The following is a 16,529-nucleotide window of genomic DNA, read 5'->3' on the forward strand; positions in this document are numbered from 1 at the left end:
AGTTCCTGGTGTTGCTGCTGGCTGAGCACGCTGGAGAGGAACGCCCTGGTCCGTTCGTGAGCCGGGGCGGCCAGGAGTTCGCCGGGCCGGCCCCGCTCGACGACCACGCCGTCGGCGAAGAAGGTCAGCCAGTCGCCGACCTCCCTGGCGAAGGCGATCTCGTGAGTGACCACGACCATCGTCATCCCCTCGGCGGCGAGGCCCTTCATGACCTCCAGCACCTCGTCGACCAGCTCGGGGTCCAGCGCGGAGGTCGGCTCGTCGAACAGCATCAGCGCCGGGTTCATCGCCAGCGCCCTGGCGATGGCCACCCGCTGCTGCTGGCCGCCGGAGAGCTGGTGGGGACGCTTGTGCGCGTGGTCGGCCAGGCCCACGCGATCCAGGTGCTCCATCGCCCTCGTCCGCGCCCGGTCCGGCGGGGTGCCCAGCACGTGGACGGGGCCGCAGGCGACGTTCTCCAGCGCGCTCTGGTGGGCGAACAGGTTGAAGCGCTGGAAAACCATGCCGATGTTCCGGCGGAACGCGGCGAACTCCTTGGGCGTCCAGGGGTGGTACCTGCCGTCGCGCAGGGTGTGGCCGACCTCCTCGTCGAGCACCCGCAGGCTGCCCCCGAGCACCGGTTCGAGGCCGTTGACACAGCGCAGGAACGTGGACTTGCCGGAGCCCGAGGGGCCGATGATGCAGCTCACCTCGCCGGAGGCCACGGTGAAGTCCACACCGTTGAGCACCTGCACGTCGCCGTAGCTCATCCGGACGCCCGAGGCCCGCACGACGGGGTTCACGCGGCCACCTTCGGCAGGATCCTCGCCGCGACACCGCCGCTGCGTACGAGCCGTACGGCCTCGGAGCCGAAGCGGCGTTCCAGCCTGCCCTGCAGGAAGGTCGCCACGGCGGTCATGAGCATGTACCACAGGCTCGCCACGATCAGCAGCTCCATGATCAGGTTGTTTGCCTTGTAGATCTGGCTGGCGTTGGTCATCAGGTCGTGCCCGGCGACCACGTAGACCAGTGAGGTGGTCTTCAGCATGGAGATGAACTCGTTGCCGGTCGGCGGGATGATGATTCGCAGCGCCTGCGGCAGCACGATGACCCGCATCCGCTTGCCCGGAGTCATGCCCAGCGCGTACGCCGCCTCGGTCTGGCCGTGGTCGACGGCCTGGATCCCGGCGCGCACCGTCTCGGCGAAGTAGGCCGCCAGGTTCAGCCCCAGCCCGAGCATGGCCGAGGTGAAGCCGGTCATCACCTGGTTGGTGTCCCACTTGAGGCCGATCATGGTGTACGGGATCTTGAGCACCAGTTCGGGGAACAGGAAGGCGAGGTTGTACCAGAAGATGAGCTGTACCAGCACCGGCGTGCCGCGGAAGAACCAGATGTAGAAGGTGGCCAGCCCGCCCAGCACCGGGTTGTGCGACAGCCGCATGATCGCGACCAGCACGCCGAGCACCAGTCCGAGGACCGTCGCCAGCACCGAGATCTCGATGGTGACCCAGACGCCGTCCAGGATTCGGTCGTTGAACAGGTACTCGACGACCTTGCCCCAGTCCAGGCGTGGGTTGACCACGACCAGGTACGCCAGCCGGCCGGCGACCGCCAACGCGACGGCCGCGGCCAGCCAGCGGCCCCAGTGCCAGGCGCGTGCGACGGGGACCGGCGTGCCCGACGCGTCGGCGATCGGTTCGGTCCGCACGGTCACTTACCGCCGTTGACCACAGCGGACTGGACGGCCAGCTTGTCCAGGTTCCACGCCGCCAGCAGCTTGCCGTACTCGCCGCTCTGGATGAGTGAGTCCAGCGCGCCCTTGATGGAGTCGATCAGCTCCTTGTTGTCCGGCTTCATTCCGATGCCCCACGGGCTCTCGGTGCCCTCGAGCGCGATCGCCTCCATCGCGAGCTTCGGGTCGGCGGACTTGTAGGCGGCCACCACGTAGTCGGTGATGGTGGCCTGCGCGCGACCGTTGCTGACCTGGAGCATGGCCTCCGAGTCGCCCGGGAACTTCAGGATGTTCACCGCGGCCTTGCCGCCCTTCTTGCAGTCGGCGTCGTAGCTCTCGGCCAGTTCCATCGATGAGCCGTTGTCGACGACGGACACCGTCTTGCCGCACAGATCCCCTGGTCCGGCGATGCCGGCCGAGTTGCCCTTCTTGACCAGCATCCCGGCGCCTGCCTGCACGTAGTCGACGAAGGTGACCTGGCCCTGCCGCTCGCGGTTGTCGGTCATCGAGGAGATGACGAAGTCGTAGCGGCCGGTGAGCACGCCGGGGATCTGCGAGTTGAACTCCTCGTCGGTGATGGTCACCTTGACGCCGAGCTTCCTGGCGATCGCCCTGGCCAGCGCGGGGTCGAAGCCGATCGGGGTCTTGCCGTCGCTCGCGAACAGCTCCATTGGCGGGTAACCGATGGAGGAGACGACCTTCAGGCCGCCGGACTTCAGGCTCGCCGGCACCTTGGCCGCGAGGTCCTTGTCGGGGGTGATGGCGTTGATGACGTCGGCCGCCTTCTCCTCGGCGGGAGCCTGGTCGAGGGTGACGGGGGACCCCGCGGCGGCCGCGTCGCCTCCGTCGAGGGACTGGGCGCCGCAGGCCGCGGTGGCGGCGACCAGCGCGCCGGCAGCGAGCATGGTGAGGATTCGGGTGTGCAACGGGGTGCTCCTTCAGGATTGCTGCCAGCGGATTTCGCCGCCGACGACGGTCGTCATGACCTTGGTACGCAGCACCGCGTCCGGTGACTCCCGGTAGGGGTCGGTGTCCACCGCGATGAAGTCGGCGAGCTTGCCGGGCGCGAGGACGCCCTTGCGGTCCTCCTCGCCGGCGGCGTAGGCCGCGCCCAGGGTGTGGGCGGTGACGGCCTCGGCCATGCTCAGCCGCTGCTCGGGCTGCCAGCCCCCGGCCGGGGCGCCGTCGGGGCGGGTACGGGTCACCGCGGCGTACAGCGCGGCGAACGGGTTGGGGTGCTCGACCGGGGCGTCGGAGCCGAAGGCCAGCGCGACGCCGGCGTCCAGCATCCCGCGCCAGGCGTAGGAGGCCAGATCGTGGCCGGTCAGCAGGGAGTCGACCAGATCGATGTCGCTGGTGCAGTGCACCGGCTGCATCGAGGCGACGATGCCCAGCCTGGCCATCCTGGCCAGGTCGGCGGGCTGCAGGTGCTGCGCGTGCTCGATGCGGTGCCGCAGCCCCGGCGTACGACCGACCGCCTCGTAGGCGTCGATGACCAGGTGGTTGGCCTGGTCGCCGATGGCGTGGGTGGCCACCGCGATGCCGGCTTCCGCGGCCTTGGCGAACAGCTTGACCAGGTCCTCGTACGGGGTGACCGCGATGCCCACGTTGCCCTGCTCACCGGCGAAGGACTTGCTCATGTGGCAGCTGTGGGAGCCGAGCGCGCCGTCGCTGAAGATCTTCACGGGCCCGGTGCGGAGCCAGTCGTCGCCCTGCCCGGTGCGGCGGCCCTCGGCGATGGCCGCCTCCAGGTGGAGCATCGGGATCGCCTTGTGGACGCGCAGCTTTAGCTCGCCGGCGTCGCGCAGAGCCAGGTAGGCGGCCCGGCAGTCCTCGCCGTCGATGTCGTGCACGCTGGTCAGGCCGAGCGCGAGCAGCTCCTCCTGCCCGGCGCGCAGCAGGTCGCGCAGGTCGGGGGAGATCATGAGGTCGCGCAGCGGGTACGAGGCCGCCTCGCGCAGGATGCCGGTCGGCTCTCCGCTCGCGTCCCTGACGATCTCCCCGCCCACCGGGTCGGGAGTGCTCGCGTCGATGCCGGCCAGCCGCAGGGCCGCGGAGTTGGCCCACACCGTGTGGCCGTCCACGCTGGGCAACGCGACCGGCAGCTCGGGACAGACCGAGTCCAGCGCGTACCGGTCCGGCTGCGCTGGCGGATCCCAGGTGTTGCTGTTCCACCGGCCGCCGAACAGCCAGGCGCCCGGCCGCAGCCGCGCCGCGTGCGCGGCGATCATGGCGAGGGCTTCGTCCAGGGAGCGCACCTCGCGCAGGTCCACGGCGCCCAGGCTCTGCGCGTACTGCGCGGTGTGGATGTGGGCGTCGTAGAGCCCGGGGAGCACCGCGGCGCCCTCCAGGTCGATCAGCTCTGCCGCTCGGCCTGCGGCCTCGCGCACCTCTGCCTCCCCGCCGACGGCCAGCAGGCGATCGCCGGCCACGGCCATGGCCTCGGCCAACGGGTTGCCGCTGTCTCCCGTGCGGATGGCGGCGTTGCGGTACACGCGGATGCTCATGTGACTCTCACGGTCTCGAGGGGCGGTGGTCCATCACTGTAGGAATGGAGGAAAGAAGAGGGAAGCGCTATAAACACGGTATTTAGCAGCCCTGAGAGCAAGGAAATCTGATGCTCAAGCCGGAACACTTGCGCACCCTCCGCGAGGTGATCCAGCTGGGATCCTTCGCCGCCGCCGCCAACCGGCTCGGCTACACGTCGTCCGCCGTCTCCCAGCAGATCGCGGCGCTGGAGCGGCAACTGGGCGTGAAGCTGTTCGACCGCTCGGCGCACAGCGTGCTGCCGACCAGCGCCGCCGAGGTGCTGGCCAGGCACGCGGAGACCGTGCTCACCGACATGGCGCGCATGGTCGCCACCGTCCAGGCCGTTCACCGCAACAGCGAGCGACAGTTCCACCTGGGCATCTTTCCCAGCTTTGCCGACGTGCTGACCGGCGTGCTGCGGCGGATGGAGCCTCGGGAACGCGCCGGCATCAGGGTCACCGTTGCCGAGTCCTCCCAGCTCATCCCGCGCCTGGGTGCCGGCGGCGAGATGGACGCGGCGATCGTCTACCAGGTGGGGAACTCCGGCCTGTCGTGGCCGTCCGCGTTGGGCCGGCGCTGGATCGCCGTGGACCGCTACAAGCTCGTCCTCCCGCGTGACTGGGCCGACGAACTGGCGCCCTACCGGGCCGAGCAGCTCGTCGACCTGCCGTGGATCATGCATCACCCGGGCAGCAGCGACGCTTCCTTCTTCGACGGAGTGTTCTCCCGCTGGAGCCTGCACCCCCGGGTGGCCGGACACTCCGACGACTTCAAGATCACGATGGCGATGGTCGAGGCGGGGGCCGGCGCGGCGCTCGTCCCCGACCTCGCGCTGCGCGGGCATGGTCCCGGCGTCGTGGTCGCCGACGTGCCGTGGCTGAATACCAGCCGCAACATCTTCACCCTCGTCCGGCCCGACCGTGAAACCACCCGCCTGCTCACCTTGCTGGATGCGCTGGCGGTCTGACCTCGGGCCGGTGCGCCCCTCCGCCTCGACGTCCTTCCGTCGTACTCGACGGCGGACAGCGGATCTGCCAGCATGTGCCGGATCGCGGCGCGGTCGGCGACCCGTCGGGTCACCATGGCCGGCTCGACCACCGCCCGGCAGGCGTCAGGAGGTCCCGATCATGGAACGCGAGGCGGCGATCGCCAGGTCCGCCGAGGCGATACGCCTCCACAGCGGGCACAACATTCTCATCGAGTCCGGCGCCGAGCCGGTCATCGATCGGCTCGCCGGCCGCGACCTGCTGCCGCCCGCCGCACCTGCCGAGCTGTCGGCTTGGACGTTCGTGGTCAAGGACATGATCGATGTCGCCGGGCTCCGCACGACCCGCGGCTCCGTCCTGTACGGAAGCGAGGAGGCGCTGACCACGGCGCCGTGCGTCGAGCGGCTGGAGCGCGCGGGAGCGCTCCTGGTCGGCAAGGCGAACCAGCACGAGTTCGCCTGGGGCGTCACGAGCGAGAACCCCCACTGGGGCGACGTGCGCAACCCGCGCCATGCGCAGCTGACTCCCGGCGGGTCGAGCGGCGGCACGGCCGCGGCGCTCGCCGCCGGGATCGCTCGGTTCGGCCTCGGCACGGACACCGGCGGCTCGGTGCGGATCCCGGCGGCCTGCTGCGGCGTGGTCGGACTGCGCCCGAGGGTCGGTGTCCTGCCGGTCGAGGGGGTCGCGCCCGTCGCCCCCATGTTCGATGTGGTCGGGCCGATGGCCACGTCGGTCGCCGACTGCGCGCGGGTGTGGCGGGCGCTCTCCGGGGCGGCCGTCCCGCCGCTGGACTCGCTGTCGGGGCTGGTGGTCGGCGTGGCCGAGGGGTGCGCGCAGGCCGGGGAGTTCGCCCATCTGGGCGCCGAGCTCCGGGAGATCGCCCTGCCGTACGACATCCTCCTGCCGTACTGGACGATCGTGGGCGCGCAGGCCCGGCGCACCCACGAGGCCACGTACCCGAGGAACGCCGCGAGCTACAGCGCGGGCGTGCGGCGGAAGCTGGACGACGCCGCCGGGATCGGCCATCGGGAGTACCGCCGGGCCGTCGAAGAGCTCGCCGCCGCCCGGGCCAGGTTCTCCGCGGAGATGGCCGGCATCGACATCCTGATCACGCCGACGCTCGGCGGCCCCGCGCCTCGGGTCGGCTGCGACGAGGCCGCCGTGCGCGGCGAGGTCGGCCGGATCACCGCCGTCGTTTCCGCGCTCGGCCTGCCCGCGCTGGCGATCGGCGACCTGCAGGCGGTGGGCCGCAGCGAGGCGGACGTACTGCGGGTCGGCCGGTGCTGGGAGGCCGCCGGCGGCGGGATCCCCGCGCCCTGCTGAACGCCGGACGCCGTCGGACACATGCCGTCAGGCGCGCGACGACAAGCTCCACGGGTCCACTGGGACGACGCCCGTGCAGCGGCCGAAGGGGTCGAGGACCCGCCCGTAGAGCTTCGCCTGCCGCAGCACGATCTGCCGGTCGGCGACGCTCACGTAGGGGAACCGCTCCTCGAGGCGCACCACCAGCGGATGCAGGTCGGAGACCCCGTGCAGGCCGACGGTGAGGAGCATGTTGCGGGCCCCCGCGAGCGCCGCGCACGTGCGCGTCTCCGGCCAGTCGAGCAGCGCCCGGCCCGTCTCCTCCAGGAGTCCGTCCGGCATCCGCAGCCACAGCACCGCAGAGGAGTGCCAGCCCGCGCGCGACCGTGCCAGGTCGCAGCGGAAGTCGATGTCGCCGGTCGCGACGAGGCGTGACAGCCTGCGCTGCACCGTGCGCTCGGACATGCCGATGACGCCCGCGAGCTCGGCGTAGCCGGCGCGGCCATCCGCGAGCAGGGCCTTGAACAGCAGCCGGTCGATCTCGTCCATGCCGCTGGTGGACGCCGGTGGCGTGGGCCGCCTGGCCAGCCCGCCGGCGGATCGAGGCGACAGGACGCGCAGCCGCCAGCGGCGGGAGGCCTCAAAGACGCGCGTGGCGACCTGGGTGCGCACCTTCGCCACGCCGGGCACCCGTGGCAGGTCCGTGAGCAGGTAGTCCGCCAGCGCCGGCATCGACGCGGCGACGGCGATCACGAACAGGTCGTGATCGGCGGCGACGTGCTGGACGGTGATGAGATGTCCCGCCGCCGCGAGCGCGCCCGCGACCTCGACCGCCGTCCCGGCCTCGCAGTCGATCTCCAGGAACGCCATGCTCATCGTGTGCATCTGGCGCTGGCCCAGGGCGACGGTGGTCCACGCCTCCCCGGTGCTGGTCAGCCGCTGCCAGCGCCGCGCCGCCGTCACCGGGTCCGCGCCGATCGCCGCCCCGACGTCCACCCAGCTTGCTCGCGGGTTGATCTGAAGGGCGTCGATGAGTTCGAGGTCGGTCTCCGGCAGCAGCCGCGGAGGCGCGATGTCGGAATCCTGCAAGCTAAGCCTATCAGTGTCGTATTGCTGCGTCTGAAGACGCAGATGACCTTATACCTCGATCCTTTTCTGGGCGGCCGCCCGCGGCGCTGCGTCGGTCAGCCGCCCTTGGCTCGCCGATTGCCCGTCTCCGGCTCGCCGCAGGGGGAGAGGACGCTTCTCGATGACCCGGTTCCGCGACTGCGACCTGGTGCTGGCCGGGGGACGGGTCGTCGACCCCGAATCCGGCCTGGACACGGTCACGGACGTCGCGGTCAGCGGCGGCACGGTCGTGGCGGTCGGCGACTCGTCGGACCTCCGCCCGGCACAGACGCTCGACGTGTCCGGTCACGTCGTCACCGCCGGATTCATCGACCTGCACAGCCACGCGCAGACCATCCCCTCCCTGCGGCTCCAGGCCCTGGACGGGGTCACCACCGCCCTCGAGTTGGAGTCCGGCGCGGGCGATGTGACCCGCGCGCTCGCGAGCGCGGCGGCGGAGGGCCGCCCCGTCAACTACGGCTACTCGACCTCATGGGCACAGGCGAGGATGAGTGTCCTGGACGGCATGACCCCGGGCCACGGACCCCTCGGCTTCGCGGCGGGCATCGGGGAGCGCACCGGCTGGCAGCGGCCCGCGAATCCCGCCGAGCTTGCGCGGATCATCGGCCGCTTGGAGGAGGAGATCGGCGCGGGCGCGCTCGGCGTCGGCGTACTGCTCGGATACGCCCCACGGACCGGACGGCGCGAATACCTGGGGGTGGCGAGCACCGCCGCACGCCTTGGCGTGCCGACCTTCACGCACGCCCGCTTCAAGAACCGAGACGACCCGGAGTCCGCGCTGGAAGGCGTGGCCGAGATCGTCGCGGCGGCAGCCGGGACCGGCGCGCACATGCACCTGTGCCACCTGAACTCCACGGCACTGCGGGCCATCGACGAGGTGGCTGACCTGATCAGCGGCGCACGCGCGCGTGGACTCGCCATCACGACCGAGGCCTATCCGTACGGCGCGGGGATGACCGCCGTCGGGGCACCTTTCCTGAGCCCGGACCACCTTCCCCGCCTCGGCCTCCGCCCTTCGGACCTGGTCGTCGTGGCCACGGGCGAACGTCCCGCCGGCGAGGACCGGCTCCGGCGGATCCGGCGCGACACCCCCGGCGCGTTGGTCCTCGTCCACTATCTCGACGAGGGGTCGGCACCCGACCTGGCCCTGATCCGGCGGGCGTTGCTGCTCGACGACACCGCGGTCGCCTCGGACGCCGTCCCCTTCACCGACGTGGACGGCACGCCCATCGAGGGCGACCGTCCCATGCCGCCCGGCGCTCTCTCACATCCCCGCAGCTCCGGCACCTTCTCGCGGTTCCTGCGCACGATGGTGCGGGAGACCGCGACGTTGTCGCTGAGCGAGGCGCTGCGCCGCTGCTCGCTGCTGCCCGCCACGTTCCTCCAGGCCACCAGCCCGGCCATGGCGCGCAAGGGCCGCGTACGAGCGGGCCACGACGCCGACCTCGTGGTCTTCGACCTCGCCGAGGTCGAAGACCGGTCGACGTACCGGGTCCCGGCGGCGGCGTCGATCGGGTTCAAGCACGTGTTCGTCGGTGGGGAAGCCGTGGTGCGCGACGGCGCCCTGGTGCCCTCCGCGCTGCCCGGCCGCGCCATCGTCGGCGGTGCCCGGTGAGCGCGCCCCGGATGGTCGGCGTCCTCGGCGGCATGGGCCCGGCAGCCACCGTCGACTTCTACGGCAAGCTCGTGGAGGAGACGGCCGCCACCTGCGACCAGGAGCATGTGCCCGTGGTCATCTGGGGCAACCCGCGCGTCCCGGACCGTTCCCTGAGCCTGCTCGGCGGCGAGGACCCGACCCCGTACCTGCGGCGCGGCATTGAGGCGCTGAAGCAGGCGGGGTGCGACCTGCTTGCCGTGCCCTGCAACACCGCCCACGCCTTCGTCCCGCGCCTGGCAGACGAGGCCGGGCTGGAGCTGGTGAGCATCATCGAGGTCACGGCCGACGCCCTCGCCGCCGACGGCGTACGCGCGGCCGGTGTGCTTGCCACCACCGGCACCCTGCGGGCGGGCCTGTACACGGACGCCCTGCTGAAGCGGGACGTGACGGTGATCGAGCCGGACGAGCCCGGTCAGCGGCAGGTCATGGCGGCCATTCGCGCCGTCAAAAGTGGCGTTGTCCGACCAGCGCACAGGCGTGCGCTGGCGGAGGTCGCCCGTTCCCTGGCCGAGCGCGGCGCGCAGCGGGTCGTCACCGCGTGTACCGAGATCGTCCTCGCCCTGGACGGCTCCCGCGTCCCCGTCCCGCTGCTCGACCCCGCCCGCCTGCTGGCCCGCCGGGTCGCCGCCGTGGCGCTTGGCTGAGGGAGACGACGAGGCCTCAGAGCCAGGGTGGTGGGCCCTCGAAGGTGAGGGCGTGCACGTCGAACAGGACCGCCGCCGCCACGCCGAGCGCCGGCCCGCCCTGGCGGGCCGCCCAGGTGAGGAACGGTCCGGGTTCGGGTCCGGCCACGCCCAGGCCCTGGGTGTACTCGGCGTGCGCGGCCAGCGAGGCGATGCCGCGCTGCAACGGCTCACCGGTGACGTCCACGCCGTGCGTGGGGCGCTCGGCGCCGGCGAAGCAGACGTAGCGCACGCCGCCCCAGGCCGGTAGTCCCTCGCCCACCAGTTCGGGGAAGATCCACCGGTTGCCCGCGTCGCGAGCGGCGTCCAGCGTTGCCAGCCCCACCGCCCGGTGGTCGGCCTGGTTGGTGATACCGCCCGTCATGCGGACGGTGAACGCGCCCGAGACGATGACGTCGGGTCGGTGCCGGCGGATCGCCCGCACGATGTCGCGGCGCAGGTCCGGACCGTACTCGACGACCCCGTCGCGGTGGTCGAGGAACTCCACGACGTCCACGCCGACCTCCCGGGCCGCGGCGCGCTGTTCCCGCTCGCGCAACGGCCCGGCCTGCTCCGGGTGCATGGCGTCGATTCCTGCCTCGCCCCGGGTGGCCAGCAGGTAGGTGACGTGCTTGCCCTGGGCGGTCCAGCGGGCGATCGCCGAGGCCGCTCCATATTCGAGGTCGTCAGGGTGCGCGGCCACCGCAAGGCAGCGCTCCCAGTCCTCCGGCAGTGCCGGCAGCAGCCCATCCACGCTCCACACGGTAACCGCCTCGCCGCCGATCCGTCACCGCCGTGTCGGCAACATTGGCCTCCGTTGACCAGGCGATAATGAGCGGGTGGACCCCAGCCGGCTACACCCGCAGGCGCGGGCGGCGATGCAGGTCCAGCAGCGTGTCCCGCTCACCCGGGCGAACCTGCCGGCGGCACGGCTCAGCATGGTCCAGGCGACTCCGGAAGAGGTGGGCAGCGGGCCGGTGATCCGGTCCGTGGTGACCGTCGACGCCGGCGGCGTGCCCGCCCGCCTCTACCGGGACGACGATCACGACGCGATGCCGGTGGTCCTCTACGCGCACGGCGGGGGCTGGGTGATGGGCAGCGTGGACACCCACGACGGGCTGTGCCGGCACCTCGCGGCCGCGTCCGGCTGGGCCGTGCTCTCCGTGGACTACCGGCTCGCCCCCGAGCATCCGTACCCGGCCGCGGTGGACGACATGGCGCGGGCGCTCAGCTGGCTGCGCGGGCCTGGGGCGGCCCGGCACGGCCTCGACCCGGGCCGGATGGCGGTGGCCGGTGACTCGGTAGGAGGGCACCTCGCGGCGGTGACCGCTCGGCGCGCCCGGGACGCGGGGATCCGGCTTGCGGGACAGATCCTCATCTGCCCGGTCATCGACCCCGCGGCCGACTATCCGGCCCTGGACGACTACGGCCTGGACCGGGAGGAGATGCGGTTCTTCTGGGACGCGTTCGCCCCACCCGGCGTGGACCGTACCCAGCCGGATCTGGACCCACTGCGGGCCGACCTCACCGGCCTGCCCCATGCCGTGGTCATCACCGCCGAGCTCGACCTGTTGTCGGCCGAGGCTGAACGGTACGCGGCCCGGCTGCTGGCGGCCGGCGTCCCGGTCACCGCAACCCGGTACCAGGGGCTCATCCACAACTTCCCGCGAAAACTGGCCCTGTTCGACGCGGCCCACGTCGCCCTGGCCCAGGTGGCCGCCGCGCTGAACCGCTGGTGAGAGGGCGTCGTCCCGCCCGGGTGCCGGTCGGACCACACCTTCCTCGCGCCGACGCGGACCCGTCGGATCCGGAGGCCGGCTCTGACGACAGCTCCGGTGCCCCGCCGGACGACGCCGGCGGGGCACCGAAGCTGCGGCTACTGCTGGGGGTTGATGGTGGTGAACGGGAGGCGGAGCCGGAGTTGGCCGGCGATCGGGACGTTGTGCTCCCGGACGTCCCGCAACTCCTCGGCGGTGAGGGCACGGCCGTAGATGCGGAACTCGTCGAGGGCACCGCGGAACCGGTTGACGCCGTCGATCCGCTGGCCGAGGTAGATGCTGCGGATGCCGAAATCCTTGCCGTTGGTCACCGAGCCGCGGGGAGCGGCCAGGTCGGCGACGGTGGCGCCGTCGATGAGGACCGTGACCCGGGTCGCCGTGCGTTGCATGGCGACGTGGTGCCAGAGCCCGTCGTTGTACGCGCCCGCGATGGTGATGTTCGCGTCGCCCTGACCGGTGCCGACGACACCCCGGATACGGTTGCTCGCCGGTTCGGCCCGCAGCCAGATCTGCGCCGCTCCCGTACCCCACTGGTAGAACCACCAGATCACGTGGCTGCCGCTGGTTTCGCTGTACCGGAACCAGGTCATGATCGTGAAATCGTCGCTCCCGAGGTCGACGTCCGGGTTGTACGGCACCTCCACGTGGTCGTCGACGCCGTCGAGCGCGATTGCGTCGCCGTATCGCCCGGCGGTCAGCGTCGCGCCGCCGCGCACGTAGGCGGTGTTGTCGTAGCGCGGTGACGCGTCCTCGGTCGTCGGTCCCGGCTGCGGTGGCGGCGGCAGGTTCGGCGGCGAACCGTTCGGGGTGTCGAGGTACGCCTCGTTGAACCTGACGAACTGGATCACCTCGTACAGGGCGGCCACGCCGCCCTCGTACAGCAGTCCGGCGACGGGGCCCGCGACCGGGTCGGTCTCGATCTTGACCAGGTCGGAGTACCCGCCCGGACCCCAACTGATGACCTTGCCCTCCTGCCAGGGCTGCCAGGTCCTGGCCTCGTCGTACGAGGACCGGATCGTCAGGGCCTCGCGCTTGCCCGGGTTCGCGGGTCCGGAGAACAGGATGCGGTCCCGCGCGTCGCCTTCGTCGGTGGCGGTGAGGCGCAGCAACGCTCCCTGTACGACAGGCATCGTCAAGTCGGGCACCATCTGGAACGGCGCGTCGAAGCGTTCGCCGCCGTCGCTGGAGATCGCGTACGCCCGGGTGCCCTCAGCCGTGCCGGCTTCCCGCACGTTGACGTAGATCCGCCCGTCGGTCAGCTCCACCAGCGTCGACTCGTTGACGAAGATGTCGGCGGCGGCGCCACCGGCGCTGGCGCCGAGGTGCCACGTGTCGCCGCCGTCGTCGCTGTACGCCAGGTGGATGCCGGCGATGGGCCGCCCGTCGGGGCCGACGGACTCATGGTTGGCGCTGATCACCAGCCGCCCGGCGTGCGGGCCGCGGTGGAGCTGGATGGCGTGCACCGGGCCGGTGGCGTACCAGTGGGTCCACTCCGGCAGGATCAGCTCGGTCATTTCCCGGGGCGCGCTCCAGGTCGCTCCGTGGTCGTCGCTGACCTGCAGGTACGGCATGCGGCCACCGCTTCCGGTGCCCGGGTTGTGGGTCGTGAACAGCACGACCCGGCCGGTCCGTTCGTCCACGACCGGCATGGGGTTGCCGTGCGTGTCGCCGTTGCCGCGCGACACGACCTGCAGCGGCCCCCACGTACGGCCGCCGTCGTGGGACCGCTTCAACACCAGGTCGATGTCGCCCCGGTCGTCGCAGTTTTTGATCCGGCCTTCGGCGAACGCCAGCAGGTCCCCGTTGGTGGCCTTCACGATCGCCGGGATGCGGAAGCAGAAATACCCGTCCGTGTTCGCCGTGTAGACCGCCCGCTCCTCGTGGTACGGCTCGGCGGCCTGCGCGGGACCACTGGTGAGCAGGGTGGCGGCCAGCGCCGCGATCACCGCGGCGGACAGCAGTCGACGGTGTCTCCGGCCGGGTCTCTGTCTCGTCATGAAATGCGATACCTCCACTGGCCCGCCCACCTCTCGTCACAGGTACGAAACATTGCCGGACATCCTACGTCCGACGTCGTACATCGCAAGCCCTCCGGGCGGCTTGCCGCCCAGCTTGGTCGATACGTCCCTCCCGAGGCCCGCCCACCAACACGGCAGCAGACGGTTCGCGCAGGACGATGCCGAAGGGGAGTAACCCCGCTGTTTCCTGCACGGCGCCCGGCAAGGCATCTACCTGCATCGACCATTTCCGCGCCCCGGGCGTAGCGAGGAGCAAGCTGAGTCGCGACCGGACCGAAAGCCGGACAACGGTTGACCGCGACGGGAGGGGGGAGCAAACTCTTTCGCGACCGTGAGGAGATCCCATGTCTTCCATCCGGAAAATGACGCAAACCGCCGGCACCGTGCTCGCGCTGCTGCTCGGCCTGACCTCCCCGGCCGCCGCGGCCGGTCCGGACGCCCAGCCGGCGGCACCGCCGGATGACTGGGTCGGCACCTGGTCGGCCTCGGCTTCCGGCACCGTGCCCAACCTCCCCACCGGCTACGCGGACCGGACCGTCCGCAACGTCGTGCACACCAGCGTTGGTGGTTCCGGCGTGCGGGTCTCGCTGACCAACGTCCTCGGCACGGTGGCGGTGCGGATGGACGCGGTGACGGTCGCGGTCGCCGATGCGCCCGACGCGCCGGACGCGGTCGCGGGCACGATGCGAGCGCTCACCTTCGGCGGCGCGCCGTCGGTGACCATCCCGGCCGGCGGCGAGGTGCTGAGCGATCCGATCTCCCTCGCCGTGCCGGAAGATGGCGACCTCCTGGTCAGCGTCTACACCCCGGTGCCGTCCGGGCCGGTGACCTATCACCAGGTGGCCAACCAAACCTCGTACCTGTCGCAGAACGGTGATCACGCGGCCGACGAGTCCGGCGCGGCCTTCACCCAGACGGTCACCTTCTGGCCGTACGTGAGCGGCGTGGACGTCCTGGGACAGGCCGAGGGCGCGGTGGTCACCCTCGGTGACTCGATCACCGATGGAAACAACTCGACCCGGAACGCGAATCACCGCTGGCCGGACTACCTGGCCGACCGGCTGATCGCCGAGCCCGGGCCGACGCGGCTCGGTGTGCTCAACGCCGGCATCAGCTCGAACCGGTTGCTCACCAACACCTGGAACCCCAACGCCTTGTCCAGGTTGGACCGCGACGTGCTGACCGCGACCGGCGCGCGTTCCGTGATCGTCCTGCTGGGCATCAACGACATCGGCGGCCAGCCGCAACACCACGAGCCGTCGCAGATCATCGCGGCGCTGGGCCAGATAGCGGCCCAGGTCAAGGCGAAAGGGCTGCGGGTAACCGGAGGCACGCTCACGCCGTTCGGCGGGTCGAGCAACTACACCGAGGAACTGGAAGGCGTCCGGCAGGCGGTCAACGACTTCATCCGCCACGGCGACGCGTTCGACGCGGTGGCCGACTTCGACGTCGCGCTGCGGAACCCCGCGGTGCCGAACCGGCTGCGCGTGGAGTACGACTCCGGCGACCACCTGCACCCGAAGGACGCCGGTTACCAGGCGATGGCGGCGGTCGTCGACCTGGCCAAGCTCGACACCCGCCCGCCCGGCCACTGGGTCGGCACCTGGCAGACGGCCATGGCGCGGACGACGCCCGGCGCCGACCAGGGCATGCCGAACCACTCGATCCGCAACGTGGTGCACACCAGCGTGGGTGGCGACGCGGCTCGGGTGCGCCTGTCCAACGCGCTCGGCACGGCGCCGGTCCTGATGGGACGAGTGACGCTGGCGGTGGCGGCCAGGCCCGACGCACCGGACGCGGTCGCCGGCACGATGCGCGAGCTGACCTTCGGCGGCGCGCCGTCGGTGACCATCCCGGCCGGCGGCGAAGTGCTCAGCGACCCGATCTCCCTTGCCGTGCCGGCAGACGGGGACCTGCTGGTGACCGTCTACACCCCGGCGCCGTCCGGCCCGGTGACCGAGCACCCGCGCTCGTACCAGACGTCGTTCATCACCGCCGACGGCGACCACGCGGCGGACGAGCAGGGCACGGCGTTCACCCAGCCGACCACGGCGTGGTACTACGCGACGGCCGTGGATGTCCGATCCGCCACCGCGCGCGGCGCGGTGGTGACCTTCGGCGACTCGATCACCGACGGGGACAGGTCGACCATCAGCGCGAACCTGCGGTGGCCCGACGTCCTCGCCGACCGGCTCGCCGCCGAGCCGGGACCGACCAAGCTCGGCGTGGTCAACAGCGGCATCAGCGGCAACCGGATCCTGGACAGCAGCACCGGGACCGGGATCGGTGGCCCGAACGCGTTCGCCCGCCTGTCCCGGGACATGCTGACCACCTCCGGGGCGCGCACGGTCATCGTGCTCGAGGGCGTCAACGACATCCTCAACCTCGAACACCCCGACCCGGAGACCCTGAAACTCGCCCTGCGGCAGATCGCCGCCCAGGCACACGCACAGGGCCTGCGGGTCGTCGTCGGCACCATCACGCCGATCAAGGGATGGCGCTCCTACACCGAGGAACGGGAGAACGTGCGGCAGGCCGTGAACGCGTTCATCCGCACGAGTGACGACTTCGACGCCGTCGTCGACTTCGACGCGGTGGTGCGTGACCCGGCCGACCCGCAGCGGATCAACCCGGCGTACGACTCGGGGGACCACCTGCACCCGTCGGACGCGGGCTACCGCGCGATGGCCGAGGCCATCGACCTCGGCACACTCCGCTGATTGTCGGCTGCGTGCCGCCCACCCCGGTCGGCACGCAG

Annotated in this window: 13 protein-coding genes; 6 read left to right on the forward strand and 7 right to left on the reverse strand. The window is 71.6% G+C overall.

Annotated features, from left to right (window positions below; translation table 11 throughout):
- The 4 genes from FXF52_RS23760 to FXF52_RS23775 all read right to left on the reverse strand — a co-directional run.
- Positions 1 to 749, reverse strand: a 749-nt coding sequence (locus FXF52_RS23760; RefSeq protein ID WP_148800341.1) for an amino acid ABC transporter ATP-binding protein, incomplete at its 3' end; no start/stop codon positions are given.
- A gap of 29 nt (positions 750 to 778) precedes the next feature.
- On the reverse strand, positions 779 to 1,687 hold the full coding sequence (locus FXF52_RS23765) for an amino acid ABC transporter permease (RefSeq protein ID WP_222870624.1): 909 nt from the start codon (positions 1,685 to 1,687) through the stop codon (positions 779 to 781).
- A 2-nt stretch (positions 1,688 to 1,689) separates the two neighbouring features.
- Entirely contained in the window at positions 1,690 to 2,637 is a 948-nt protein-coding gene (locus tag FXF52_RS23770; protein ID WP_148800256.1) for an ABC transporter substrate-binding protein, read from the reverse strand.
- A gap of 12 nt (positions 2,638 to 2,649) precedes the next feature.
- Positions 2,650 to 4,218, reverse strand: a complete 1,569-nt coding sequence (locus tag FXF52_RS23775; protein ID WP_148800257.1) for an amidohydrolase — start codon at positions 4,216 to 4,218, stop codon at positions 2,650 to 2,652.
- Positions 4,219 to 4,328: 110 nt separating this feature from the next.
- On the opposite strand from FXF52_RS23775, the gene FXF52_RS23780 reads away from it, so the two are divergent.
- Positions 4,329 to 5,207, forward strand: a complete 879-nt coding sequence (locus tag FXF52_RS23780) for a LysR family transcriptional regulator (protein WP_148800258.1) — start codon at positions 4,329 to 4,331, stop codon at positions 5,205 to 5,207.
- 160 nt (positions 5,208 to 5,367) lie between these two features.
- Positions 5,368 to 6,549: an amidase gene (locus FXF52_RS23785; RefSeq protein ID WP_187413656.1), complete on the forward strand. Its 1,182-nt coding sequence runs from the start codon at positions 5,368 to 5,370 to the stop codon at positions 6,547 to 6,549.
- A gap of 27 nt (positions 6,550 to 6,576) precedes the next feature.
- On the opposite strand, the gene FXF52_RS23790 is transcribed toward FXF52_RS23785, so the two are convergent.
- On the reverse strand, positions 6,577 to 7,617 hold the full coding sequence (locus tag FXF52_RS23790) for an Lrp/AsnC family transcriptional regulator (protein ID WP_148800260.1): 1,041 nt from the start codon (positions 7,615 to 7,617) through the stop codon (positions 6,577 to 6,579).
- Between the two features lie 160 nt (positions 7,618 to 7,777).
- Here FXF52_RS23790 and FXF52_RS23795 point away from each other — a divergent pair, with 160 nt between their 5' ends.
- Positions 7,778 to 9,271: an amidohydrolase family protein gene (locus FXF52_RS23795; protein WP_148800261.1), complete on the forward strand. Its 1,494-nt coding sequence runs from the start codon at positions 7,778 to 7,780 to the stop codon at positions 9,269 to 9,271.
- A complete protein-coding gene (locus tag FXF52_RS23800; RefSeq protein ID WP_222870625.1) occupies positions 9,268 to 9,957 on the forward strand; it encodes an aspartate/glutamate racemase family protein in 690 nt (229 codons plus the stop codon). The genes FXF52_RS23795 and FXF52_RS23800 overlap by 4 nt, the downstream gene beginning before the upstream one ends.
- 16 nt (positions 9,958 to 9,973) lie before the next feature.
- Here the strand turns inward: FXF52_RS23800 and FXF52_RS23805 are convergent, their stop codons facing one another.
- Positions 9,974 to 10,729: a PIG-L deacetylase family protein gene (locus FXF52_RS23805; RefSeq protein ID WP_148800263.1), complete on the reverse strand. Its 756-nt coding sequence runs from the start codon at positions 10,727 to 10,729 to the stop codon at positions 9,974 to 9,976.
- A gap of 85 nt (positions 10,730 to 10,814) precedes the next feature.
- Between FXF52_RS23805 and FXF52_RS23810 the strand changes: the two genes are divergently transcribed.
- Positions 10,815 to 11,714, forward strand: coding sequence for an alpha/beta hydrolase (locus FXF52_RS23810; RefSeq protein ID WP_255472268.1), 900 nt, complete (start codon positions 10,815 to 10,817; stop codon positions 11,712 to 11,714).
- 137 nt (positions 11,715 to 11,851) lie between these two features.
- On the opposite strand, the gene FXF52_RS23815 is transcribed toward FXF52_RS23810, so the two are convergent.
- A complete protein-coding gene (locus FXF52_RS23815; RefSeq protein ID WP_187413657.1) occupies positions 11,852 to 13,750 on the reverse strand; it encodes a sialidase family protein in 1,899 nt (632 codons plus the stop codon).
- Between the two features lie 383 nt (positions 13,751 to 14,133).
- On the opposite strand from FXF52_RS23815, the gene FXF52_RS42520 reads away from it, so the two are divergent.
- Complete coding sequence (locus tag FXF52_RS42520) at positions 14,134 to 16,491, forward strand: SGNH/GDSL hydrolase family protein (protein WP_222870626.1); 2,358 nt, start codon at positions 14,134 to 14,136, stop codon at positions 16,489 to 16,491.
- Positions 16,492 to 16,529: the final 38 nt, after the last annotated feature.

This window comes from Micromonospora sp. MP36 (genome assembly GCF_008119785.1).
Classification (GTDB): Bacteria; Actinomycetota; Actinomycetes; order Mycobacteriales; family Micromonosporaceae; genus Micromonospora.